This is a genomic window from Mycobacterium sp. IS-1264 (assembly GCF_001954195.1).
GTDB lineage: Bacteria > Actinomycetota > Actinomycetes > Mycobacteriales > Mycobacteriaceae > Mycobacterium.
This window is the reverse complement of record NZ_MBES01000068.1, coordinates 26,586-52,871: the sequence shown is the minus strand read 5'-3', so window position 1 is coordinate 52,871 and position 26,286 is coordinate 26,586. Positions and strand designations below refer to the sequence as shown.

The following is a 26,286-nucleotide window of genomic DNA, read 5'->3' as shown; positions in this document are numbered from 1 at the left end:
CCCCGGCAAGCCCGGATCGCCGCGCCGCACCGTTTTTTCGCGGCGGGGGCAATCAATTAGCCTCATTAGTAAGTGGCGTTTCTTCAGGCAAACCGAAGCAATGTTGCCAATTGCTGCGAAAACAGGAGCAGTCGGTGTCCATTGATGTACCCGAGCTCGCGGAGCTGGAACAGGTTCGCGGGCGCTGGCGCGGCGCGGTTGCCGGCGTGCTGTCCAAGAGCACCCGGCGCGACCCGAGCGAGTTGGGCGACCAGCCCGAGCACCTGCTGGATGCCGCGACCTACGACGGGTTTGCCATTCGGCCCCTTTACACCGCGTTCGACGAGTTGCCCGAGCCGCCGCTGCCGGGTGAGTGGCCCTACGTGCGTGGCGCGGACGCCTTGCGCGACGTCACGTCCGGCTGGAAGGTCACCGAGGTCTTTCCCGCCGCCGGGACCGCCGCCAGCGAGGCGAACGCGGCGGTGCTGGCCGCGCTCAACGACGGCGTCAGCGCGCTGCTGATCCGGGTGGGGGAGTCGGGCCTGGCGGCGAACCAGCTCGAGGGCGTGCTCGCGGGCGTGTACCTGAACCTGGCCCCGGTGATCCTCGACGCGGGGGCCGACCTCTCGGCGGCCAGCGACGTCGTCCTGGCCATGATCGCCGCCCTGGAACCCGAGAACCGGGCCACCCTGTCGATCGACCTGGGGGCCGACCCGCTGACCGCGGCGCTGAGTGACCGTCGCGCGCCCGCGATCGCGGAGGTCGTCGCCGTCGCCTCGCGAGCGGCCCGCGAGCCGGGGGTGCGCGCGATCACCGTCGACGGGCCGGCGTTCCACAATCTCGGCGCCAACGCGACGTGGGAGCTCGCCGGCAGCGTCGCGGCCGGCGTGGCCTACCTTCGGGTGCTCACCGAATCCGGCATGCCGGTCGAGGAGGCGCTGGGGCAGATCAGCTTCCGGCTGGCCGCCGACGACGACCAGTTCATGACGCTCGCCAAGATGCGGGCCTTCCGCCAGCTGTGGGCGCGGGTCGCCGAGGTCGTCGGCAGTCCCGACGCCGGCGCGACGGTGGTGCACGCGGAGACGTCACTGCCGATGATGACGCAGCGTGACCCGTGGGTGAACATGCTGCGCTGCACGCTGGCCGCCTTCGGGGCCGGGGTCGGCGGCGCCGACACGGTGCTGGTCTTCCCGTTCGACGTGGCGATCCCGGGGGGCTTTCCCGGTACGGCGGCGAGCTTTTCGCGCCGGATCGCACGCAACACCCAGCTGCTGCTCCTGGAGGAGTCACACGTCGGGCGGGTGCTCGACCCGGCCGGCGGCTCGTGGTTCGTCGAAGACCTCACCGAGCAGTTGGCCCGGCAGGCCTGGGAGCACTTCCAGGCCATCGAGGCGCGCGGCGGATTCGGCCCAGACATGAAGGCCCGCGGCTATGTCGCCGACCAGATCGCCGATATCGCCGCGCGACGCGCCGACGACATCGCGCACCGCCGCACCGCGATCACCGGGGTCAACGAATTCCCCAACCTCGCGGAACCGCCCCTGAAACAAGGTGAGCCGCAAGGCGATTCGTCGGTCGCGCTGCGTGCGGCCGGCAACGTTCAGCGCTACGCCGCCGCTTTTGAGGCGCTGCGCGACCGCTCGGACGGCTATCTTGCCCGCACCGGGGCGCGGCCGCGGGCATTGTTGCTGCCGCTGGGGCCCCTGGCCGAGCACAACGTCCGGGCCACGTTTGCGTCAAACCTGTTGGCCTCGGGTGGCATCGAGGCCGTCAACCCGGGCACGGTCGACGCCGCCGGTGTCGCCGCCGCCGTTGCCGACGCCGGGTCGCCCGGCGTGGCGGTGCTCTGCGGCACCGACAAGCGTTACCGCGAAGAGGCGGCCGGGGTTGTCGAGGCGGCCCGAAACGCCGGCGTGTCACGGGTTTACCTCGCGGGACCCGAGAAAGCAGTGGCGGAGCTCGACGACAGCGGGCGCCGGCCCGATGAGTTCCTGACCGCGAAAATCGATGCGGTCGAAGCCCTTTCGAATCTGCTCACCCGATTGGGAGCCTAGCCGCAATGACCACGAGCACCGCTGCGATCGGCAGCTTCTCCGACATCCCGCTGCACGGCGACCGCGATGTGCGGCCGCCCACCGAGGACGCGGTGGAATCCCACGTCGCCGCGACCGCGTCGGCGCAGGGGTGCACACCCGACCAGCTGGACTGGCATACGCCGGAAGGCATTGAGGTCAAACCGGTCTACATCGCCGCCGACCGGGCCGCGGCGGCCGCCGAGGGCTACCCCCTGAACAGTTTCCCAGGCGAGCCACCCTTCGTGCGGGGCCCGTATCCGACGATGTACGTGAACCAGCCCTGGACGATCCGCCAGTACGCCGGATTCTCCACCGCCGCGGATTCCAACGCGTTCTACCGCCGCAACCTCGCCGCCGGCCAGAAGGGGCTCTCGGTGGCCTTCGACCTGGCCACCCACCGGGGTTACGACTCCGACCACCCCCGCGTCCAGGGTGACGTCGGAATGGCCGGGGTGGCAATCGATTCCATCCTCGACATGCGGCAGCTGTTCGACGGCATCGACCTGTCGACGGTATCGGTGTCGATGACGATGAACGGTGCGGTGCTGCCGATCCTGGCGCTGTACGTGGTGGCCGCCGAGGAGCAGGGGGTGCCGCCGGAGAAACTGGCCGGCACCATCCAGAACGACATCCTCAAAGAGTTCATGGTGCGCAACACCTACATCTATCCGCCGAAGCCGTCGATGCGCATCATCTCCGACATCTTCGCCTACACCAGCGCCAAGATGCCGAAGTTCAACTCGATCTCGATCTCCGGCTACCACATCCAAGAAGCCGGAGCCACAGCGGATTTGGAGCTGGCCTACACCCTGGCCGACGGCGTGGACTACATCAAGGCGGGCCTGGACGCCGGGCTCGACATCGACAAGTTCGCTCCCCGGCTGTCCTTCTTCTGGGGCATCGGGATGAACTTCTTCATGGAGGTCGCCAAGCTGCGCGCCGGTCGGCTGCTGTGGAGCGAGCTGGTCGCCGGATTCGGCGCGAACGACCCGAAATCGCTGTCGCTGCGCACACATTCGCAGACCTCGGGCTGGTCGCTGACCGCCCAGGACGCCTTCAACAACGTCGCCCGCACCTGCATCGAGGCGATGGCCGCCACCCAGGGCCACACCCAGTCGCTGCACACCAACGCCCTGGACGAGGCCCTCGCATTGCCCACCGACTTCTCGGCCCGCATCGCCCGCAACACCCAGCTGGTGCTGCAGCAGGAGTCGGGCACCACACGGCCGATCGACCCGTGGGGCGGTTCGTATTACGTGGAGTGGCTGACCCATCAGCTCGCGCAGCGGGCCCGCGCGCACATCGCCGAGGTGGCCGAGCACGGCGGCATGGCCCAGGCGATCAGCGACGGCATCCCCAAATTGCGTATCGAGGAGGCCGCCGCGCGCACCCAGGCCCGCATCGACTCGGGCATTCAGCCGGTGGTCGGGGTCAACAAGTACCAGGTCGACGAGGACCAGGACATCGAGGTCCTCAAGGTCGAGAACAGCCGGGTTCGGGCCGAGCAGCTGGCCAAGCTGAAAGACCTACGGGCGAGCCGGGATGCGCAGGAGGTCGAGGCCGCCTTGGCCGAGCTGTCCCGCGCCGCCGCGGCCCACGGTCGCGCCGGTGACGACGGCCTGGGCAATAATCTGCTGGCACTGGCCATCGACGCGGCCCGGGCCAAGGCCACCGTGGGCGAGATCTCCGACGCGCTGGAGCGCGTCTACGGGCGCCACCAGGCGGAGATCCGTACGATCGCCGGGGTCTACCGCGACGAGGCCGGCGGAGCCGGAGGAGGTGACAGCATCACCCCGCTTTCCAAGGCGACCGAGCTCGTCGAGAAGTTCGCCGAGGCCGACGGACGCCGGCCCCGAATCCTGGTGGCCAAGATGGGACAGGACGGCCACGACCGCGGCCAGAAGGTGATCGCGACGGCGTTCGCTGACATCGGGTTCGACGTGGACGTCGGATCGCTGTTCTCCACCCCCGAAGAGGTGGCCCGCCAGGCCGCCGACAACGACGTGCATGTGATCGGGGTGTCGTCGCTGGCCGCCGGGCATTCGACGTTGGTGCCGGCGCTGCGCGACGCGCTGGCCGAGGTGGGCCGGCCCGACATCATGATCGTGGTCGGTGGCGTCATTCCGCCGGGTGACTTCGACGAGCTGTACGCCGCCGGAGCCGCCGCCATCTTCCCGCCGGGAACGGTGATCTCCGAGGCGGCGATCGGCTTGCTGAACAAGCTCGCCGAGCGGTTGGGGTACACGCTCACCTAGATGGCACCCGACCCGGACAACAACGCCGACGACACCGTCGAGGGGTTGGCGGCCGCCGTCCGTAGTGGCGATCGCGCCGCGTTGCCTCGGGCCATCACCCTGCTGGAATCCACCCGTCCCGATCACCGCGACCAGGCGCAGCAACTGTTGCTGACGTTGTTGCCGCACTCCGGAAACGCCCACCGGGTCGGCATCACCGGGGTACCGGGGGTGGGCAAGTCCACCACCATCGAGTCGCTGGGCATGCATCTGATCGACCAGGGCCATCGGGTGGCGGTGCTGGCGGTGGACCCCTCGTCGACCCGCACCGGGGGATCGATCCTGGGCGATAAGACCCGGATGGCGCGGCTGGCTCAGCACGCCGACGCCTACATCCGGCCGTCGCCGACCTCGGGCACGCTGGGCGGGGTGGCAAAGGCCACCCGGGAGACCGTCGTGCTGCTGGAAGCCGCCGGATTCGACGTGATCCTGATTGAAACCGTCGGCGTTGGGCAGTCTGAGGTGGCGGTCGCGAACATGGTCGACACGTTTGTCTTGCTGACCCTGGCGCGCGCCGGCGATCAACTGCAGGGCATCAAGAAGGGCGTACTCGAGCTGGCCGACCTCGTGGTGGTGAACAAGGCCGACGGCGAGCACCTGGCCGACGCGCGCCTCGCCGCCCGGGAGCTGGCCGCGGCCATCAGACTCATCTATCCGCGTGAAACGCTGTGGCGCCCACCGGTTCTCACCATGAGCGCGATGCAGGGCGCGGGCCTGACGGAAATGTGGGACACGGTCGAGCGTCATCGCCAGGTGCTCGCCGACGCCGGTGAGTTCGAAGCCCGTCGCCGAGACCAGCAAGTCGACTGGACCTGGCAGATGGTCCGCGACACGGTGCTCGACCGGGTGCTGTCCAACCCCGCGGTGCGCAAGGTCCGCGCCGAGGTCGAGCGTCAGGTCAAGGCGGGGGAGTTGACGCCGGCCATGGCCGCCCAACGCATTCTTGACGTCGCGTCCGGCTAACGGAAAGGCAACTAAGTCGCGATATGCCGTACGTAAAGTATGAAATCCAAGTAAATTTGACACTGTGACAGTGCAGTCCCGGGTCGATCTCCGTGCGGTCCCTTCTCACGATTCCCACGGCGCAGGGCATCGTGTGTCCGGCACGGCGGACCCAAACTTTTCTTGCGTCGTACGCGGCTTCGCGAGCACCTTCCCCGGACGCCGATTCGGCGGCGGGGCGCTGGCGGTCTATCTCGACGGCCAGCCCGTCGTCGACGTGTGGACAGGCTGGTCGGACCGGCGCGGCCGGCAGCCGTGGCAGGCCGATACCGCACCGATGGTCTTCTCCGCGACCAAGGGCATGGCGTCCACCGTCATCCACCGGCTCGTCGATCGCGGCCTGATCGACTACGACGCCCCGGTCGCCGAGTACTGGCCGGAGTTCGGCGCCAACGGCAAGTCGTTCCTGACGGTTCGCGACGTGATGAGGCACCGGGCCGGGCTGTCCGGGTTGCGCGGGGCCACCCGAGAAGACTTGCTGGATCACCTCGTGATGGAGGAACGGCTGGCGGCCGCGGCCCCGGGACGCTTTCTTGGCAAACCGGCATACCACGCGCTGACCTACGGATGGCTGATGTCGGGGCTGGCGCGAGCGGTGACCGGGAAGGGCATGCGCGCGCTGATCCGCGAGGAACTCGCCCAGCCATTGGACACCGACGGCCTGCACCTGGGCCGGCCGCCCGCCGAGGCGCCGACGCGGGTCGCCGAGATCATCACGCCGCAGAACATGCCCGGCATTCCGGCTCTCAACTACGCGGTGGTCAAGCTCGGCTCGCGGCTGTCCGGGGGATTCCGCTCGATGTACTTCGACGGCCTCACGGCCGCCGTGAAGGGCGAGATTCCGCTACTGGACGCCGAGATGCCGGCCGCCAACGGGGTGGCCACGGCCCGCGGCCTGGCTCGGATGTACGGTGCGATCGCCAACGGCGGCGAGATCGACGGCACCCGCTTCCTCTCCCGCGAGTTGGTCGCCGGGCTGACCGGCCGCCGGAGCCTGCGGCGCGACCGAAACATTCTGGTGCCGTTGTCATTTCACCTCGGCTACCACAGCGTGCCGTTCGGGAATGTGATGCCCGGATTCGGCCACGTCGGGATGGGCGGCTCGCTGGGGTGGGCTGACCCGCAGAGCGGGGTGGCGTTCTCCTTCGTGCACAACCGGCTGCTGTCACCTTTCCTGGTGCTGGACCACAGCGGACTGGCCACGCTCGGGAATCTGATCCGGCGCGGCGTCGCGCTGGCACGCAGAAACGGCTTCCGGCCGGTGACCGAGTTCGGTTCCCCGTTCGGTGAGCCGGAGCCCGTCGCCGGCTGACCCGGCGGGGCCGATTAGAAGGACGGCCTGCGGAACGGCGTCGTGTCGGCGTCGTCGCCGTGGAACTTCGGCCCAGGCCCAAGCAGTGTCCGCACCACCGGGCGCGGCGGGAGAGACCTAAGCATTTGGCTGGCCGGGCGCGGGCGCACTCGCTGCGGCCACCAGAACCACCGCCCGAGCAGCGCGGCGATCGACGGTGTCATGAACGACCGCACCACCAGGGTGTCGAACATCAAGCCCAGGCCGATGGTCGTACCGACCTGCCCGATGATCCGTAGATCGCTGACCGCCATCGAGGCCATCGTGAAGGCGAACACCAGGCCGGCGTTGGTCACGACCTTGCCGGTGCCGCCCATCGCGCGGACGATGCCCGTATTGATGCCGCCGAGTATTTCCTCTTTCATGCGGGATACCAGCAGCAGGTTGTAGTCGGACCCGACCGCGAGCAGGACGATCACCGACATCGGCAGCACCATCCAGTGCAATTTGAAGCCCAGGATGTACTGCCAGATCAGGACCGAAAGCCCGAACGATGCCCCCAGCGAAACCGCGACCGTGCCCACGATGACCAGTGCGGCGATAAAACTTCGGGTGATGATGAGCATGATGATGAAAATCAGGCAGAGCGCGCCGATCCCGGCGATATAGAGGTCGTATTTGGCACCGTCGTGGAAGTCCTTGAAGGTCGATGCGGTGCCGGCGATATAGATCTTGGAGTCCTCCAGGGGAGTGGTCTTGAGCGCCTCCTGCGCGGCCGTCCTGATCTGATCGATGCGCGCAATGCCCTCCGGCGTGGCCGGATCGCCCTTGTGCGAAATGATGAAGCGAGCCGCTTTCCCGTCCGGAGACAGGAAGGACGTCATCGCGCGCTGGAAGTCCGCGTTCTGGAAAACCTCCGGAGGCAGATAGAAGGTGTCGTCGTTCTTCGACGCGTCGAACGCCTGGCCCATGGCGGTGGCGTTGTCGCTCGATTCGTCCAACCCGGTGAGGGAGCCGGCCATGGTGCTGTGCATCGTCAGGATCATCTTCCGCGCGTCCTCCGCGAATGCGATGAGCGGCGGGAACTGCTCCAGCAGCTGCGGCAGCAGCGCGTCCAGCTGGTCGAGGTCCTTCACGAGGTCGTCGGTTTTGTCGCTGATCTCGTCGATACCGTCGAGCGTGTCGAATATCGACCGCAGCGACCAGCAGATCGGGATGTCGTAGCAGTGCTTTTCCCAGTAGAAGTAGCTTCGGATCGGTCTCCAGAAATCCTCGAAATCCGCCGCATGGTCCCGCAGCTCGTGCACGACCAGGGTCATTTCTCTCGTCTCGACGATCGAGTGGTGCGTGATCTCGGTGAGCTGCGACTGCAACTCGTACAAGTGCTTCATCGTCGCGATTTGCTGCGTTATCAGGTCGGCCTGCTTGAGCATGTCATCGGTGCGCAACTGCATGTAATGCATGTTTTGCAGCTGGCTCGCGTTTTGCATGCTCAGCAGGAACGGGATCGAGGTGTGTTCGATCGGTGTTCCCTCGGGCCTGGTGATGGCCTGCACCCGAGAAATGCCCGGAACATGGAAAATCGCCTTGGCGAGCTTGTGCAACACCAGGAAATCCGCCGGGTTGCGCATGTCGTGGTTCGATTCGACCATCAGAATTTCGGGCATCATCCGGGACTGCGAAAAATGACGGTCCGCGGCCGCATACCCAATATTCGCCGGAATGTCCTTGGGTATGTAGAGCCGGTCGTTGTAACTCGTCTTGTAGCCCGGCAGGGTCACCAGACCGACCAGCGCGACCGCGAGCGTCGCGATGAGAATCGGGCCCGGCCATCGGACGATCGCCGTGCCGACCCGGCGCCATCGACCGAACCCGATCCTGCGCTTGGGGTCGAACAGCCCGAACCCGCTGCCGACCGTCAGAACCGCCGGGACGAGAGTGAGCGCGACCGCGACCGCCACGACCATGCCCACCGCGCAGGGGACGCCGATGGTCTGGAAGATGGGCATGCGGGTAAAGCTCAGGCACAGGACCGCCCCGGCGATCGTCAAACCGGAGGCCAGCACGACGGGAGCGACCCCGCGGTAGGTCGTGTAGTAGGCCGTCTCCGGATCCTCGCCGGCCTGCCGTGCTTCGTGATATCGGCCGAAAAAGAAGATGCCGTAGTCGGTTCCGACGGCAATCCCGAGGGACACCAGCAGGTTGATCGCGAACGTCGAGAGCGAAAGAAAATCGTAATGGCCCAGAAATGCGACGATTCCCCGGGCCGCCCCAAGTTCGACCCCGACCATCACCAGCAACAGGACCACCGTGATGATCGAGCGGTAGACGAGGAACAGCATCGCAAAGATCATCGCGATGGTTATCGCGGTGATTTTCAGAATGGATTTATTGCCGCTGTGCTGCATGTCCGTGACGAGCGCCCCAGGGCCCGTCACATACACCCCCACACCGGGCGGCGGAGCGGTTCGCCCGACGATGTTGCGGACCGCGGCCACCGATTCCTGTCCCAGGGTTGTGCCCTGGTTGCCGGCGAGATTCAGCTGCGCGTAGGCGGCCTTTGCATCCGCACTCTGCGCGCCCGCCGCCGTGAGCCGATCTCCCCACAAGTCCTGCACGTGCTCGACATGCTTCGTGTCGGCCCGTAGGTCCCGAATCAACTTGGCGTAGTAGGCGTGCGCATCCTCACCGAGCGGCTTTTGCCCCTCCAGCACGACCATCGCGAAGCTGTCCGAATCGGATTCCTTGAAGTCCTTGCCCATGCGCTTCATGGCCTGCACCGACGGCGCGTCTTGAGGGCTCAGCGGTACCGAGTGCTCCTCGCCGACATGCTCGAGCGATGGAATCGCCAGGGTCACAAGGAGAACCAGCCCGACCCAGGACAGGATGATGGGAATCGAAAGCCTGCGGATCGACCGCGCTAGAAACGGGACCTGATGGCGTTCGGTGCTCATGGGTTCAACCGGGTAGTCCGCCACTTACCGCGGCTGTCTCAGCAGGGCACGCACCAACGGGCGCGACCCTTCCGGACGCAGCAGTGCGCTGGCGGGGCGGGGGCGTACTCGTTGAGGCCACCAGAACCAGCGTCCCAGCAGCGCGGCGGTGGCTGGCGTCATGAACGCGCGCACGATCAGCGTGTCGAACAGCAGACCCAGGGCGATCGTCGTGCCGATCTGACCGATGATGGTCAGGTCGCTGACGATCATCGATGCCATGGTGAACGCGAACACCAACCCGGCGTTCGTCACGACCTTGCCGGTACCCCCCATGGCGCGAATGATGCCGGTCTTTATGCCGGCGCCCAATTCCTCTTTCATGCGGGCCACCAACAGCAGGTTGTAGTCAGACCCCACCGCCAAAAGGATCAGCACCGCCATGATCAGCACGAGCCAATGGATCTGTATACCGATCAAGTACTGCCAGACCAGCACGGACAGCCCGAAGGATGCGCCCAGCGACAGCAACACCGTGCCCACGATGATCAGCGCGGCGATAAAGCTTCGCGTCATGATCAGCATGATGATGAAAATGAGGCATACGGCTGCGACGCCCGCAATCATGAGGTCGTACTTGGAGCCGAGCACAATGTCTTTCGTCATCGCGGCGGTGCCGGTCAGATATATTTTGGCGTCTTCCAGGGGAGTTCCCTTGAGCGCCTCCTCGGCCGCGGTCCTTATCGCCTCGACCCGTTCGACGCCCTCGGGCGACGCCGGATCGGCCCGTTGCGTAATGAGCATGCGGGCGGCCTTCCCGTCTGGCGACAGGAAAATCTTCATGACTCGTTTGAAGTCTTCGTTCTTGAAAGTTTCGGGCGCGATGTAGAAAGAATCGTCGTTCTTGGAGGTGTCGAAAGCCTTCCCCATGGCCGTCGAGTTGTCGGTCGACTGGTCCATCGCGGTGAACATCCCGGACATGGTGCTGTGCATGGTCAGCATCATGGTCCGCATGCTTTGCATGGTTTCGATCATCGGCGGGAACTGCGTGATGATTTGCGGCATGATCACGTCTAGCTGATCAAGATCCGCGACCAGGTCCTTCAGCTTGTCGCTGAGCAAGTCGATGCCGTCGAGGGTGTCAAATACGGATCGCAGCGAAAAGCAGATCGGAATGTCGTAGCAATGCTTTTCCCAGTAGAAATAGCTGCGGATCGGACGCCAGAAGTCCTCGAAATCCGAAACGTGGTCCCGCAGCTCGTCGGTGATGGCTTGTATGTCGTGCGTTTCACCGACCATGTGATGAGTGGTGGCGACGAGTTGTTGCATCAGGCCGTACATGTGCTGCATGATGTCGATCATTTTCGTCAGCTCGTCGGCCTGCGTGAGCAAGTCATTCATGCGTTGTTTCTGGTACGGCAAGAGTTGTTGCTGCGCGGCGCCTTGCATGCTGAGCAAAAACGGTATCGACGTGTGCGCGATCGGGGTGCCCTCGGGTCGGGTAAGGCCCTGCACTCTGGAAATTCCAGGAACGGCCAGGACGCCCTTGGCTAGTTTGTTCAATACCAACGCATCTGCCGAGTTTCGCAGGTCGTGATCGGCCTCGACCATCAGGATCTCGGGCGACAGCATTCGTGACTGAGGAAAATGTCGCTGCGCTGCCTGGAGCCCCAGGGCCGCCGGGATATTTTGCGGCATGTAGTGCATGTCGTTATAGCTGGGCTTGTATCCCGGCAACGTCAACAGCCCGATCAGTGCGACCGCTAATGTCGCGATCAGAATGGGCGCGGGCCACCGAACGATCGCTGTGCCTATTCGCCGCCAGCGGTGTTCCGAGATCCTCCGCTTGGGGTCGAGCAACCCGAACCGGCTCCCGACGTGAATTACCGCGGGAACGAGCGTGAGGGCGACGGCGACCGCGACGATCACGCCGAGCGCACACGGAATGGCCAGCGCCTGGAAATGCGGCAGCCGGGTGAACTTGAGGCAGAAAAGCGCGCCGGCGATGGTCAGGCCCGAGGCCAAGACGATCTTGGCGACCCCGTGGTAAGTGGTGTAGTAGGCGGATACCTTGTCCTGGCCGGCCTGGCGCGCCTCTTGATATCGGCCGAAGAAGAAGATGCCGTAGTCGGTGCCCGCCGCGATTCCGATGGATACCAGCAGGTTGACGGCGAAGGTGGTCAGACCGATCAGCCCATGGTCACCGAGGAACGCCACAATTCCCCGCGCCACCTGCAGTTCTATCCCGACCATCACCAACAGCAGGACGACGGTGATGATCGAGCGGTAGACGAGGAGCAGCGTGGTGCAGATGACCGCCAGGCTCACCACCGTGATGAGGACGACCGTTCGGTTACCGCTGCTGCCCATGTCGGAGACGATGGCCGCGGGTCCCGTGACGTAGGCCTTGATTCCGGGCGGCGCCGGCGTCCGTGCCACGACGTCCTTGACGACTTGGAGCGAATCATTCGCCAGCGTGGAACCCGGGCTACCGGTGAGGTCCAGTTGCACATAGGCGGCCTTGCCGTCGGAGCTTTGGGCGGCGCCGGCCGTGAGTGGATCGCCCCAGAAATTCTGGATGTGCTGTACGTGTTTCGTGTCGGTCTGCAGCTGGCGAATCAGGCGATCGTAGTAGCTGTGGGCTTCGTCGCCGAGGGGCTGCTGGCCCTCCAAGACGATCATTGCCACGCTGTCGGAATTGGTTTCCTTGAAGTCCTGGCCCATCCGCTTCATCGCCTGGAACGACGGCGCATCGGCGGGATTCAGCGACAGCGAATGCTCTTTCTCGACCTTCTCCAAGGAGGGGACGGCGACGCTGAGGACGATGGCGATACCCACCCAAATGAGAATGACGGGCAGCGAAAATCGGTGGATCAGCCGCGCTGCGCGGGACGGCGCGGCCGGCTCGTTGCGCGTGGCCTGGTCAATCATGCGGCCTTCAGCAGGCAGAAGGTGAACGCGTTCGTTTCGTGCGTGGTCTTCTCGGCTTTGACCACATCGTCGACCAGGATGCGGCAGCCGATGGTGTCACTGTCGCCCTGCGCCATGACATTTCCGATGGCCGTAGCCGAGCTGATCGCGAATTCCAGCGTCCACGGCAGCGGCGCTCCCTTGAGGTGCTGGGGTTCACCGTTGACGTCGAAGTAGCTGATGTCGGCCACGGTCCCCGGGTCTCCGAAGATCTCGTATCTGAGGTGCTTGGGGTTGAAAGGCTTGGCGTTGTCGACTCGGGTGTCGGAATAGGAGAGTCGTTTTTCATTGCCGAAGATGCCGTGCAGCCGCGACACAGTGAACCCTCCGGCAAGCACGACCACGAGGATGACCAGCGGAACCCACAGACGCCTTATAACACTGAAAATCGAAAACCCCCGATCGCGACGACTCCCGTGAGAACCACTTAGCTCTGGAGGCCGGTGAGCACTTTCCCAGTTAGCGGCTGAGCGGCCGGTTGGGTAACTAACGTCTGGGGGACCAGGGTTAGCGAGATCGGACCGCGCTTGCGCAACGCCACCGCGTTCCACCACCGCATTAACCTCCCACCAGTCTCCATGCTCGGCGCTCTCTCAGCCGTCGAGCATGCCACCCAAGACCGGCCGCGACACCTCGTTGACCGTACATCGAATGTGGTTGTCGTCGCAGGCTAACCGTGCGGCGGTTACCTCAAACGTGCAGCAACTCGGGAAGCGCAACCCGATCCTGACGAGTAAACCATGCGGGCAAGCCCCCATCTCGGCTCGTTCTCAACGCGATATTGGATCGTAATGCACGCCATATTCGCGACAGCACTCGACCGACCCTCCATATCTCTGGCAAATCACGCCACGTGCATCGGTGACGTTGACTGGCTCGACCGCAGGTCACAGCAACCAAGGTCGGCGAGGGGAAGTCATGCCGGAAACTTGTCCGAAACCCCGGACCGGCCGCCTCGCCCGCGAGGTATGGTTTGGAACGGCTTTACCGATGTCGACTAGAGGGGCGGGGGAATCACGCGGTGAGCGTCAATCCGTTCGATGACGAAAGTGGCAGCTTTTTCGTGTTGGTCAACGACGAGGAGCAGCACAGCCTGTGGCCGGCCTTCGCCGATGTTCCAGCTGGCTGGCGGGTGGTCTACGGCGAAGCCGAGCGCGCCGCCTGTCTGGACTACATCGAGCAGAACTGGCCCGATATCCGGCCGAAGAGCCTGCGCGACAGGCTGGCCGCGGGCGGCGCTTCCGACGAGTAAGGGCCGCAGGAGGATTCGCGGCGAGCTCGGGGCTTAGTCGATCTCGCCGGTCAGCTCGAATTCAGCCAGCGTGCGCGTAACAAGCTCGCGCAATGCAGGCTTGGTGTTCTCCGCGCCGGGTTGGTAGGACTCGATGGTGATGCCGATCTTGTCGCCGATGCGCCAGGACTGCAGGGTCAATTGGCCGCCGGCGCGCTCAAGCCACTGTCGCGTCACGCGTTGCGCGATCACTCGGATGAGGTGCAGGGGATACAGGTGAGCGGAGAGGGCGGCGAACTCGGCCTCGTTGCGGGCAAGCAGGATCACCACCAAGCCGAGATCGCGGAGATTGGAACAGAACACCGGGAGGTCCGGGTCGTTGAGCGCCGCGTCGGCCACCCGTTTCAATGCACGCTTCGGCGCTAACGGGGTCAGCCAGAGGAGCTGCCGCTCGTCTTCGTCCGGCGCCTCCCGCAGAGTGGCCAGCGCCTGCTTGATGGCGGCGCGGGCGTCACCCAGGTCCGTCGTTACCCGCGTCGGATCGACGTGGGTGCTCGCATACGACACCGCCAGCGCTCGCGTATCGCTCTCGGTGCGTTCGCTCATCGGCAATAGCAAGGTAACGGCGCCGTCGCTGGCACGCCGGCGTCCGACGCGCTCCCCGAGCTTCGCGGCGATCCCGGCGAGCAGCGTTTCACTCGTTCCGCCAAGAGCTTTCGCGCGGGCTTCCCACTCATCCACGTCGATGTGGGCCGTGATGACGGGCACGACGACCGTCTCGTCGTCACCGTCGGCTGCACCGGCGGCGACGGGTTGCGGCGCCGGTGATCCGGCAGCCTCGCGGCGCTGGCGACGGGCCAGTCTTCTCGCCGCGGCAACCGCTCGGGCGGCCTCGGGCACGTCCCGCGCGGCCTGGCGGAGGTCCTGCGCCACCGCGCGCAGGCGGGTGCGTGAGGCCGGGGGCGGGTAGCCAAGATCGCGCGATCGCTCCAGGATCGCCTCGGCGATCGTGAACGCGAGCCCAAAGCCGTCAATGAGGTAGTGCGAGGTCACCAGGCTGACGGCCGTCGAGCCGTCCGTGAGCGGAAGGACACCGATATTCCAGCCCGGGCCGCGTTCCAAATCGATCGGCAGCTGTGAGCGCTCGTCGGCCCAGTCGCCGAGTTCCGCGCGTGGGCGGGGACGGGGGGCGACGTCGATGTCGGCGGGTCCCGGATCCGCCACCCACCGATGACGGGCGAAGATCGGCGAACGCTCGATGTGCCGGCCCAACAGGCCGTCCGCGAGGGCGCGGTTGAAGCGCCTCACTCCATCGAGGTCGACAGGGTGCTCATACACCCAGACGACCTGGACGACAACCTGCCGGCCGATGGCGCGATGCTGCGAGAACAGGGCGTGGTCCATGATCGCGAGCCGATTGTCCGGCCTCGCATCACGTTTGGATTCGCGATCCTTTCGGGATGTGCGTGCACGCCAGCGTGTCCGGGTCGCCATCAGAAGAGACTAGCCGATTCGCGAGCGATCGCATGGAGGAACGCCACTCCGATACGTCGGTGCGAACACCATACGGCCAGCCAAACAATCTGACCAGCTGTTTTGCCTAGGGACCGCGATACTTCGAGATGCGTTGCCGCACAGCGGTTCTAGTTATGTATCCGCGAGGTACGTTGTCGCGCAACATGTCTCAGACGACTAGCGGGACCCAGCGGTGGTGGGTCACTTGCCGACGGCCGGTGCGCAGCTTGCGATATGTCGCTGATTCGCCCCCGGCAGCGCGGGTATCACCGTTATACTGCCGGGCGATTGAGCTGTGGAGGGGAAATCCGCTTTCATTTTCGCCGGAATGCGTACGACACGTGAAAGGCCGGACCACGCGATGAAGTTTGTGCTGGCGAGCTATGGAACTCGCGGCGATGTCGAGCCCGGTCTCGCCGTCGGGGTCGAGCTGGCGCGCCGCGGGCACGAGGTGCACCTGGCCGTCTCGCCCGACCTCGTTGGCTTCGTCGAGGAGGCCGGGCTCGCGGCAGTCGCTTATGGACCGGACACGCAGGTCACCGTTTTGGAGGCGCAGCGCAACGCGGCGACGTTTCTGCCCGGCAAGTTCTGGAAGGTCCAGGGCCACATCAGGGTGTGGCGCGACGTGCTGGCACTCGGTGCCCAGCGCTGGATGGAAATGAGCAGGACGCTGACGTCGCTGGCCGATGGGGCCGACCTGCTGCTAACCTGCCCCGGTTTCGAGGACGTCGCGGCCAACGTCGCGGAGTATCACGACATTCCGCTTGCGACGCTGCATATCACGCCGATCCGGGTCAATGGCCAGATCCTTCCGTTCCTGCCGCCGCCGGTGATCCGCTCCGCGATGAACGCGCTGGAGTGGCTGGGTTGGCGCTGGGGCAAGAAGCTCGTCAACACGCAGCGCCGCGAGCTGAACCTGCCCAAGGCCACCGGGCCCACGCCCCGACGGATCGCCGAGCGCGGATCGCTGGAAATTCAGGCCTACGACGACTTTTGGTTCCCCGGGCTGGCGGCCGAATGGGCGAGGTGGAAGGCTCAGCGACCCTTCGTCGGTGCTCTGACGAGGGAAGTGGCGGCGGACACCGATGAGGAGGTCGCGTCGTGGATTGCCGCGGGAACACCACCGATCTTCTTCGGGTTCGGCAGCACACACGTCGGGTCGCCCGCCGACACGCTCACCATGATCAGCGCGGCTTGCACTGAGCTGGGCGAGCGGGCCCTGGTTGGCTCCGGCTGGACCGACTTCGGCGAGCTTCCCCATTTCGAACACGTCAAGGTGGTCGGTCCGATGAATTACGCGGCCGCCTTCCCGGCCTGCCGCGCGGTGGTGCATCACGGTGGCGCGGGCACGACGGCCGCCACCATGCGCGCCGGGGTCCCCCTGCTGGCGCTTTGGACGGGGCCCGATCAGGCGATCTGGTCGGGTCGGGTCAAACGAATGAAAGCGGGCACCGCCCGGCGCTTCTCGAACACCACCCAGCAGTCGCTGATCGCGGACCTGCGGACCATCCTCGCCCCGGAATATGTCGCGCGGGCCCGCGAAATCGCCACGCGGATGAGCAAACCCGCCGAAAGCGTCGCGGCCGCCGCCGATCTCATGGAAAATTTCGCCCGCTCGCGACGTGTTGGTTGATAGGCCAAAGTGACTGTGGGGCAAGGCCGCACGGTCGGGTGCGAAGGACTACAGTTCCCCGGAGTCCATGGCCTTCCTGACTTCCTGTGCGCGTGCCACGTCCTCGGCGGTGTAGCCAATCATCAGCGCCACCACACCGACGAGGACGCTTACCCCGGCCAGCCACAGCAGGCCGTAGGTATAACCCTGGTCCAGCGCATGCAGCTGGGCGGCGTTCATCGACTTCGCCGGCCCGTTGACGCCGCCCAGGGACAGCGTGTGCGACGTGACGATGGCCTGGATGACGGCCATCACGACCGGCCCGCCGAGGCTGAGCAGCATGAGCGAGATCGCGGACGTGGGGCCTATCCGGTCTTGACCGACGCTCGCGATCACCGATAGCCCGAGCGGGACGTTGGCCAGGCCGATACCGATACCGCCGATGACGAGCGGGACCACCAGATTCGGGAAGTACGGGATGCCGCGGTGGAACGTCGAGCTGTACAGCATGGTGCTCACCAGCAGCATCCCGCCCGCGACCACCAGTACCCGCGGCGGAAACCGCGTCACCAGCTTTGACGACGCGACGACGCCGACGCCCACGGCAAGGGCGAACGGAATGAAGCCAAGGCCCGCGCGCAGCGCGGTGTAGCCCATGATGTTCAGCGCATACAGGGTGACCAGCACGGTCAGGCTGAACAGCAACCCGCCGGCGAGGAAGATGGTCGCGAACGTGGCCAACCGGTTGCGGTCGAAGAACAGGTCAAACGGCACGATGGGGTTTTCAGCGGTGCGCTCCACCATGATGAACGCCGCAAAAGCGGCTATTGCCAGCACACCCGCGCCGATTGCCGGGGCCGACAGCCAGCCCTTCTCGGGCCCCAGCGACAAGGCGACAACCGCGGTGATGCCGGTCAGCGTGGCCAAGGCCGCCCCCGCGACGTCGAGCTTCATCCGCTCGAGCTGGGTTTCGCGCAGCGCGGTGCGAGCGAGATAGATCACGAACAGCCCGACCGGTACGTTGACCAGGAAAACGAGCCGCCACGCCAAATCGGCGAGCGCGCCGCCCACCACCAGGCTCAGCACCGAGCTGACACTGCCCATCGCGCCCAGCACCGCCATCGCTGTATTGCGTGTCGGCCCCTTCGGGAAGGTCGTCGCCACCAGCGCAATCGTGGTCGGTGCGATGACCGCGCCGGCCACGCCCTCCAGCAGGCGGGCCGCAATGAGGGTCCCCCCGTTCTGGGCGATGCCGCAGACCGCAGAGGTGATGGTGAACAGCGCGACCCCTCCGATGAAGGCACGCTTGCGTCCGATGGTGTCGCCGACGCGACCGCCAACCAGCATCAGCCCGCCATAGGCCAGCAAGTAGGCGGTGAGCACCCAGCTCCGCCCGGCATCGGACAGGTTCAGCTCGTTCTGGATCTTGGGAAGTGCGGCGATCGTGATGGTGCCGTTCATCATCGACATCAGCTGCATGCCGCCCAGGGTCACGATTGCGGCGACGAACCGGCGCGACGGCATGCTGGTCTCCTCGTCGCTGCTGGTGTGGCCCAGCGCAGTCGATTCCATGGGCATGGGGTCGCTCATTCCGCCCGTTCTGTCGTTTAGTGGGGTATGCAGCCCTGCATCGTTAGAGCCGTCATAGCGGGACGCTACCGCATCTTAAGAATTGTTAACGGCAGAACGACGAGATAAACATTCTTCCCATCGGACGACCCAGTCTTAAACGCCTACTTGAGCGTTCGCGATCGGCTGGCGCCGTCCACTCACCGGCGGCTCGACGGCGGTCAGCCCAGCGATCTCCCGCTTCCTGATCGATGGCGTCGGGCCCACGCCGACGATGACTTTTCTATACTGTTCGCCCCTTCCCGGGCTGGTCAGGGCCCGGTCACGACGAAATGGTGCCAGCGCAGCCCGCACACGCTGTTTCCGAGCCACCGGCGCGAACGCAAGCGAGCCGGCAACCGCGCCGATTGGTCGCGCCGTTCGGTGAAATACCTTGTCGCGCAACGTATCGCGGGGAGCTTCGGGACCCGGAAAGGGGAGGCGGCGCCGCCCCGTTGGTTGCCGATGTCCCGGTTCGCCGCCCCGGTGATGACTGCCCCTCTTCGTGCGATCCGGCAAACCTCGCCGTCTGATCTTGTTTCGACTCGCGCCCCGCCATGGTCACCGCCGATATCGCAACGGGGACAACGAATCTGGTCCGGGAGGCGGCGAAGCGCGGGGCGACGGCGCCGAGTGCGCCCCCGGGGTATTCATGCGACATTCCGTGATTCGCGAAAAATGGCCGCACCCCCCGCCTTCGTCTAACCTGTCGCCATGGTCAAGAGCCGACGCGCTGCCGGATCTTGTTCCGCACGGATGGAGACTGCGGGCCGCCCGGTCCTTCTGTTCGTATTGGGCATGAACCGTTCGGGGACGACGGCGCTCACGGGACTTCTGTCGTTGTGCGGTGGCACGCTCCCGGCTGGGCTGGTGGGCGCCATGGCGGACAATCCGCTTGGCTACTTCGAGCCGCGCAAAGCCAACTATCTCAACGAAGCAATCCTGTACCGGCACCGCAGCACCATCTTCGACCCGACCCTGCGACTGCATGAGGAAGGCGCGTTGGGCGAAAAGGAAAAGGCCGCCTGCGTCGCCGAGATCGGGGCGTATCTCAAGACGTTGCCGGCCGCGCCGCTGGTGGTCATCAAGGACCCGAGGATCACGCTGCTGTCCGGCGTGTGGTTCGACGCGGCGCGGCTGGCCGGATTTGACGTCATGACCGTGATTACGGTGCGCCGTCCGCAGGAGGTCATCGCGTCGGTGGCTGCGCAGATTTCGGCCTCGCCGGATCTGTCCAGCGCCCTGTGGCTGAAGTTCAACCTGCTGGCCGAGCGGAACACGCGCGGCCTACCGCGGGTGTTCGTCGAGTACGCCAATGTTCTCGATGACTGGCGCCGGGAAATAAAGCGGATTTCCGCGGCGCTCGGTGTTGACCTCGACACCCGGGATGAGGACGCAATCGATGAGTTTCTCAAGCCGGATTTGCACCGCCAGCGACACTGCGATCCGGTGGCAGAGCCCTTTGGCACGGACTGGGTTACCGCGGTCTACGAAACGCTGGGCGCCGCCGCGCGTGACGAACTCTGGGATCATGCTGCGCTGGATCGCGTTTTCGAGGCGTATCGCGCGAGCGAAAGCGGTTTCCGGACGGTGTTCAAGGATTTCCAGCGGCTGCATAAGCTCAACCGGCGCGTCCGGCCCTCCGTGTTCAAACTGATCATGGAGGTCAACGCGCTGGCTCACCGGCGCCGCGGGACTTGGGCCTAGAGCCGGCATCGAGCGAACACCGTTACAGCCGAAGCCAATCGGCGAACGCCCAGCCGAGAATCGAAGAACTAGGGATAATGGCCGTTGCGCGTGTGGTCGGCCACTCGCGCGACAACTGGAAGGCTGAGGTCCGCGATGAAGTTTGTGGTGGCAGCCTACGGCGTACGTGGTGATGTCGAACCCTCCGTCGCCGTCGGCCGCGAGCTGCTGCGCAGGGGACACGAGGTGTGCGCGGCTGTCCCGCCGGACCTCGTCGCCTTCGCCGAGTCGGCCGGGCTTGCGACGGTCGCTTACGGGCCGGATGCGCGCAAGTGGCAGGACCTTCACCGCGACTTCACGACGCACATGTTCCACAACTTCTGGAAGATCCGGGAGGTGATCAGGCTCGCGCGCGAAGATTGGCAGCGGTTCGCCCAGGGCTGGCGGGATATGAGCGCGACGCTGATGTCGCTGGCAGACGGGGCCGACCTGCTGTTCACCAGCTTGCTTGGTCAGCAACCCGCCGCCAATGTTGCCGAGTACTACGGCATTCCGCTGGCCACGCTGCACACCCTCCCGACCCGCGTCAACGGTCAGCTCTTTCCGATCCGGCCGGCGCCGTTGGGCCGCGCCTTCATGGCGGTGAACGAGTGGCTGGAGCGGCCCATGACCAAGAGGCTCGAGGATGCGCAGCGCCGTGAACTCGGTCTACCCAAGGCCACCGGGCCCGCGCCGCGACGGATCGCGCAACGCGGATCGCTGGAAATCCAGGCCTTCGACGAGGCGTGCTTTCCCGGGCTGGCGGCCGAATGGGCGAAATGGGATGGCCTGCGGCCCTTCGTCGGCGCGCTGACGATGGAGTTGCCGACGGACGCCGACGAGGACATCGCGTCGTGGATCGCCGCGGGAACGCCGCCGATTTTCTTCGGGTTCGGGAGCACGCTCGTCCAATCTCCGGCCGACACGCTGGCCATGATCAGCGCGGCCTGTGCACAGTTGGGCGAGCGGGCGCTGGTTTGCGCCGGCTCGACCGATTTCAGCGACGTTCCCAATTTCGAGGGCGTCAAGGTTGTGGGCCCGATGAATTATGCGGCGGCCTTTCCCGCTTGCCGTGCGGTCGTGCACCACGGTGGCGCGGGCACCACGGCCATCGGCCTGCGTGCCGGAGTGCCCACGTTGATCCTTCCGACGTGGCTGGATCAAACGCTCTGGGGAACTGTGGTCAAACGATTGAAAGTGGGCACGGCCCGGCCGTTTGCCAGGACTACTCGCGAATCGCTGGTCGCGGACCTGCGCACCGTTCTCGCCCCGGAATATGTCGCGCGGGCCCGCGAGCTCGCCACCGAGATGAGCAAACCCGCCGACAGCATTGCCACCGCTGCTGATCTGCTGGAGGATTTCGCCCGCTCGCGGCGTGTTCGCTGATCGGCGTCAGTGAAAGCGCCTGTCCCGCAAGGGATAATGGGTAAACGCCTGCTAGGCGAGCGCGCGGTCCGCCAGCGCCCCGATCACCGGCGCCAGCGCCCGGGAGTATTCGACCGTCAGATGATTCTGGTCGAAGTACACCAGGGTGTTGCCGACGATGACCGGGCAGCGGCGAGCGGTGCAGAACAGCTCGGTGAGGTCGGCGTAGTAGCCGCTACCGGCTTTGGTGGCCGCGAGTTCGCCCGTGATGCCGGATTGGTTCACTGCCGTCGAGCGTGTCGGAGAGCAGGCTGTTGTGTCACCGAGGTGCCCGGACAAACAGATCGGCACCACCGACTGGGGATCCGGGATCGGCCCGATGACCAGCACTTGTGCACCCATGCCGCGCAGCTGCGCCACGAGGTGGGTCAAGCCGTCGATCCACGCCGGGTCGTATGAGGTGAAACCCGGCAGCCATCCGAAGTCGGCACCGGAGCCGGCGCCATAGCCCCGCCACATACTCACCACGACCAGCCGCGGGCGCTCGGTGCGCAACCGGTCGATGATCTGACCGCGCCACTGCTCGCAATCGGTGGACACCAGGCGCCGGAGGGGGTTGGGGTTGGTGGGCAAGTTCATCAGTGGGCAGCCGCCTTTCGCCATGGTTTCCAGCCGCCAATGGCGCTGCGCGGCGATCTGTTGGAACGCCGGAGCCCACATCGCGGCGTGCGAGTCCCCGACCAAAGCCACCGCCGTCGTCGAGGCGGTATCGCCCGTCGCGCACTCGGGCTGTCCGACTTGAAGAAAATTGCGCAGGCAGCCGTTGACAAACATGACCTTGAGCTCGCCTGACGCGTCGGCGAGCGGTGGGTCGAGGTTTGACGGCACGGCTTTGAGGTCGGCCGACGCCGCGACCGCGGCCTGCGCTTGGGCGACGGCGTGCTGCACCGCGGTGTCGTAAGCGTCAATGCTGGACCCGGCGGGGGGAGGCGTCGCGGTGATGGTCAGCGCCGCCGCCGGCGCGCCGCGGCCGACCGGCAGGGGCATCACGATCAACAGCCCCGCGCCGACACCGACGGCCACCGCGGTGGCGGTACCGCCCAGCGCAAGGCTGGCCAGGGCAGAGCCCCGCACGGTAGTGGCGAATCGCAACGGGTTTTCGATGAGATGCAGGGTGAGCACGGCCAGCCCGCCGGAGATGAGGACCGTTGCCAGCCTGCCGGCCAGCCCGAGTGGATGGCCAAGCAGCGCGGGCGCGAGCAGCAGTACCGGCCAGTGCCATAGGTACCACGAGTAGGACACCCGGCCGATCGCGCGCATCGGCGGCAAGCCCAGCGCGCGGCCGCAGCCCTGGGCGGGTGTGGCGCAGCCGGCGCCGATCACCAGCGCCGCGCCCAGCACGGGGACCACTGCCGCAGTCCCTGGATAGGGCGTGATCGTGCTAAATAGGCTGCAGGACAACAGGATCAGGGCCAGCCCGGCCCATCCGGCGATCGCGGCGGGCAGTGCCGGCAGTCGCCGCCACTGACCTACGGTGAGGGCCACCACGCCGCCGGCGGCCAGCTGCCAGGCCCGGGTCGGTAGTGAAAAGAACGCCACAGCAGCCAGCCAGTAGGTGATCGCGAGCGATAGCGCAAACGACGCGATCCCGACCAGCGCCAGGACCACCAGATATGGGCGTTGTGACGAGGTGGCCTGGGCGCGGTTGCGCCGACGCACGCGCCGGACCAGCCACGCCGTCACGATGATCAAGGGCGGCCACACCAGATAGAACTGTTCCTCGACCCCCAACGACCAGTAGTGCTGGAACGGCGAGAGGGGCAATACGGGGGCGAGGTAGTCGACGCCTTGGAGGATGAAGCGATAGTTGCCGACGTACAACGCGCTGGCGATGCCATCACCGAGGACGCTTCGCGCCTGCAACGGGGGCAACAAGGCGGCCGAACCAATCGCGGTGACGACGCCCACCGCGGCCGAGGCCGGCAGCAGTCGGCGTGCCCGCGCCCCGTAGAAGCGGCGCAGCCGGATGGTGCCGGCGCCGCTCGCCTCGCGCCAGAGCAGCCCGGTGATCAGGAAGCCCGAGATGACGAAGAACACGTCGACGCCGACGTATCCGCCACCCACACCAGGCACCTCGGCGTGAAAGAGGACAACGGCCAACACCGCGACGGCGCGCAAGCCCTCGATGTCGGGGCGAAATCCCGTCTGTGCGGGGCGCCGACATTGCACCCCTTCGCCAGGGGAGACGCTGTCGGCTCGGGCCAAGGTCACCACCTTGTAAGACGACGCGATACAGGCATTGTCACACTTCGACAGCGCCGAATGAACGGTCCTCCGCCATCTCGCGCGTTTAGGGCGGGAGACTTAGCCGCCCGCCAGCGCGCGGTCGGCCAGCGCCCCGATCACCGGTGCCAATGCCCGGGAGTATTCACGCGTCACGTGATTCTGGTCGAAGTACACGAGGTTGTTGGCGATGATGACGGGGCAGCGGTCAGCCGTGCAGAACAGCTCGGTGAGATCGGCGTAGCGCCCGCCGCCCGCTTTGGTGGCCGCGGACTCGGCCGCGATGCCGGCTTCGTTGACCGCCGTCGACCGTGGCGCCGAACAGACCATCGCGTCATCGAGGTGCCCGGACACGCAGATCGGCACCATTGAGTGCGGGTCTGGGATCGGCCCGAGCATCAACACCTGCGCACCGGTGCCGCGCAGCTGCTGCACGAGGCGGGCCAGGCTATCGATCCACGTCCGGTCGTACGGTGTGAAACCCGATGCATATCCGTAGACGGCGTACCGGCGCCACATGCTCACCACGACCAGCCGCGGGTGCTCGGCGCGTAACCGGTCGATGATCTGACCGCGCCACCGCTCGCACTCGGTGTACTGCCGCCCACTATGCGGGTTGATGATGGGTAGTTCCATCAGCGGGCAGGCCGCCTTGGCCAGGGTTTCCAGCCGCCAATGCCGCTGCGTGGCGACCTGCTGGAACGCCGGACTCCACATCGCGGCATACGAATCGCCGACCAGGGCAACCGTCGTTGCGGACGCGGTGTCGCCCGTCGCGCACTCGGGCTGTTCGACCTCGAGAAGAGCGCGCATGCAGCCAGCGGTGCGCAACGTCTTGAGTTCGGCTTCCGCGTCGGCAAGCGGCGGGTCGAGGTTGGACAGTACGGCTTTGAGGTCGGTGGACGCCGCGACCGCGGCCTGCACTTGGGCGACCGCGTCCCGCACCGCGGTGTCATAGGCGTCGATATTGGAGCCAGTGGGGGGACGCGGCGCGGTGATGGCCAGCGCCGGCGTCGGCGCGCCGCGACCGACCGGCAGGGGCATGGCCACGAGCAGTGCCGCGGCCACACCGACGGCTGCCGCGGTGGCCATGCCGCCGAGCGCCAGGCTGGCCAGGGGAGACCGGCGCACGGCAGCGGCGAATCGCAACGGGTTTTCGATGAGATACAGGGTGAGCACGGCCAGCCCGCCGGAGACGAGGGCCGCCGTGAGCCGCCCGGCCAGCCCGAGCGGGTGGCCAAGCAGCGCGGGCGCGAGCAGCAGCACGGGCCAATGCCACAGATACCACGAGTAGGACACCCGGCCGATCGCGCGCATCGGCGACACCGCCAGGACGCGTCCGCATCCCCGGGAAGCCGCGCCGCAGCCGGCGCCGATCACCAGCGCCGCGCCCAACACCGGCACCAGCGCGGCGGTACCCGGATAGGGCGTGGCGGTGCTAAATAGCGTGCAGGACAACAGGATCAGAGCTAGCCCCGCCCACCCCGCGATCGCCGCAAATGTTGCGGGTAGGCGGCGCCACTGCCCGGCGGTGAGGGCCACCATGCCGCCGGCGGCCAGCTGCCAGGCCCGGGTCGGCAGCGAAAAGAACGCCACGGCGGACAACCAGTAGGTGACTGCCAGCGACAGCGCGAACGACACCAGCGCGACCACCGTGAGGACGACCAGATACGGGGTTTGCGACGACGTGGCCTCAGTTCTGGTGCGCCTGCGCACCCGGCGAATCAGCCACGCCGTACCGAGGATCAGCGCCGGCCACACCAGGTAGAACTGCTCCTCGACGCCCAACGACCAGTAGTGCTGGAACGGCGACGCCGGCAGTTCTGGAGCGAGGTAGTCGACGCCTTGGAGGATGAACCAGTAATTGCTGACGTACAACGCGCTGGCGATGCCGTCTTCGAGCACGCCTTGGGCCTGCAACGGGGGTAGCAGGACGGCCGAGGCGATTGCGGTGACGACGCCTACCGTCGCCGATGCGGGCAGCAATCGGCGGGCCCGCGCCCCGTAGAAGCGCCGCAGGCCGATCGTGCCGGCGGTGCTCGCCTCGCGCCAGAGCAGCCCGGTGATCAGGAAGCCCGATATCACGAAGAACACGTCCACGCCGACGTATCCACCACCGATGCCGGGCACCTCAGCGTGAAAGAGGACAACGGCCAGCACCGCAACGGCGCGCAGGCCCTCGATGTCCTGGCGAAATTCCTTCGGTGCCAACCGACGAGCATGCTCGCTCTCGGCAGGGCCGAAGGTGCGGGTTTGGCGCAAGGTCACCAGCTTGTAACAGGACGCGTCTCGAATAGAGGGCATTCTTACACCCAGCAAACGGGCTGGCTTTTGCCAACCCCGCATTTGAAGCACGAGGCCATGCCGCCCGCAGTTCAACGGTGGTGCAGGGAAAGCCGTTGC

The 26,286-nt window shown here is 66.2% G+C and carries 15 protein-coding genes; 8 read left to right on the top strand and 7 right to left on the bottom strand.

Annotated features, from left to right (window positions below; genetic code table 11):
- Positions 1 to 134: 134 nt before the first annotated feature.
- From mutA to A5744_RS16720, 4 genes are all read left to right on the top strand, one after another.
- Positions 135 to 2,033, top strand: coding sequence for a methylmalonyl-CoA mutase small subunit (gene mutA / locus A5744_RS16735; RefSeq protein WP_076062861.1), 1,899 nt, complete (start codon positions 135 to 137; stop codon positions 2,031 to 2,033).
- Between the two features lie 5 nt (positions 2,034 to 2,038).
- Entirely contained in the window at positions 2,039 to 4,309 is a 2,271-nt protein-coding gene (gene scpA / locus A5744_RS16730) for a methylmalonyl-CoA mutase (protein WP_076062859.1), read from the top strand.
- Positions 4,310 to 5,311: a methylmalonyl Co-A mutase-associated GTPase MeaB gene (gene meaB / locus A5744_RS16725; RefSeq protein WP_076062858.1), complete on the top strand. Its 1,002-nt coding sequence runs from the start codon at positions 4,310 to 4,312 to the stop codon at positions 5,309 to 5,311.
- Between the two features lie 64 nt (positions 5,312 to 5,375).
- The gene (locus tag A5744_RS16720; RefSeq protein WP_076062855.1) at positions 5,376 to 6,662 is read left to right on the top strand and encodes a serine hydrolase domain-containing protein; all 1,287 of its coding nucleotides are present in this window, start codon (positions 5,376 to 5,378) and stop codon (positions 6,660 to 6,662) included.
- Between the two features lie 14 nt (positions 6,663 to 6,676).
- On the opposite strand, the gene A5744_RS16715 is transcribed toward A5744_RS16720, so the two are convergent.
- From A5744_RS16715 to A5744_RS16705, 3 genes are read right to left on the bottom strand one after another with little or no spacing between them, the layout of a single operon-like run.
- Complete coding sequence (locus A5744_RS16715; protein ID WP_076063037.1) at positions 6,677 to 9,595, bottom strand: RND family transporter; 2,919 nt, start codon at positions 9,593 to 9,595, stop codon at positions 6,677 to 6,679.
- A gap of 24 nt (positions 9,596 to 9,619) precedes the next feature.
- Positions 9,620 to 12,505: an RND family transporter gene (locus tag A5744_RS16710; protein ID WP_076062852.1), complete on the bottom strand. Its 2,886-nt coding sequence runs from the start codon at positions 12,503 to 12,505 to the stop codon at positions 9,620 to 9,622.
- Positions 12,502 to 12,921, bottom strand: a complete 420-nt coding sequence (locus A5744_RS16705; protein WP_076063035.1) for an MmpS family transport accessory protein — start codon at positions 12,919 to 12,921, stop codon at positions 12,502 to 12,504. The genes A5744_RS16710 and A5744_RS16705 overlap by 4 nt, the downstream gene beginning before the upstream one ends.
- A gap of 644 nt (positions 12,922 to 13,565) precedes the next feature.
- Here A5744_RS16705 and A5744_RS16700 point away from each other — a divergent pair.
- Positions 13,566 to 13,796, top strand: coding sequence for an MbtH family protein (locus tag A5744_RS16700; RefSeq protein WP_076062850.1), 231 nt, complete (start codon positions 13,566 to 13,568; stop codon positions 13,794 to 13,796).
- Positions 13,797 to 13,829: 33 nt separating this feature from the next.
- Here A5744_RS16700 and A5744_RS16695 read toward each other — a convergent pair whose 3' ends face one another.
- Positions 13,830 to 15,179 (bottom strand): hypothetical protein, encoded by a 1,350-nt coding sequence (locus A5744_RS16695; RefSeq protein ID WP_170874512.1) that lies wholly within the window; start codon positions 15,177 to 15,179, stop codon positions 13,830 to 13,832.
- Positions 15,180 to 15,651: 472 nt separating this feature from the next.
- On the opposite strand from A5744_RS16695, the gene A5744_RS16690 reads away from it, so the two are divergent.
- Positions 15,652 to 16,923 (top strand): glycosyltransferase, encoded by a 1,272-nt coding sequence (locus A5744_RS16690; protein ID WP_076062846.1) that lies wholly within the window; start codon positions 15,652 to 15,654, stop codon positions 16,921 to 16,923.
- Between the two features lie 48 nt (positions 16,924 to 16,971).
- Here the strand turns inward: A5744_RS16690 and A5744_RS16685 are convergent, their stop codons facing one another.
- Complete coding sequence (locus A5744_RS16685) at positions 16,972 to 18,480, bottom strand: MFS transporter (RefSeq protein WP_240563076.1); 1,509 nt, start codon at positions 18,478 to 18,480, stop codon at positions 16,972 to 16,974.
- A gap of 744 nt (positions 18,481 to 19,224) precedes the next feature.
- Between A5744_RS16685 and A5744_RS16680 the strand changes: the two genes are divergently transcribed.
- Positions 19,225 to 20,217: a sulfotransferase family protein gene (locus A5744_RS16680; RefSeq protein ID WP_240563070.1), complete on the top strand. Its 993-nt coding sequence runs from the start codon at positions 19,225 to 19,227 to the stop codon at positions 20,215 to 20,217.
- Positions 20,218 to 20,352: 135 nt separating this feature from the next.
- Positions 20,353 to 21,621 carry a glycosyltransferase gene (locus tag A5744_RS16675; RefSeq protein WP_076062842.1) on the top strand — a complete coding sequence of 423 codons (1,269 nt, stop codon included), beginning with the start codon at positions 20,353 to 20,355 and terminating at the stop codon, positions 21,619 to 21,621.
- A 51-nt stretch (positions 21,622 to 21,672) separates the two neighbouring features.
- Here the strand turns inward: A5744_RS16675 and A5744_RS16670 are convergent, their stop codons facing one another.
- A complete protein-coding gene (locus A5744_RS16670) occupies positions 21,673 to 23,865 on the bottom strand; it encodes an acyltransferase family protein (RefSeq protein ID WP_076063032.1) in 2,193 nt (730 codons plus the stop codon).
- 99 nt (positions 23,866 to 23,964) lie between these two features.
- Positions 23,965 to 26,187 carry an acyltransferase family protein gene (locus tag A5744_RS16665; protein WP_083679320.1) on the bottom strand — a complete coding sequence of 741 codons (2,223 nt, stop codon included), beginning with the start codon at positions 26,185 to 26,187 and terminating at the stop codon, positions 23,965 to 23,967.
- Between the last annotated feature and the right edge of the window lie 99 nt (positions 26,188 to 26,286).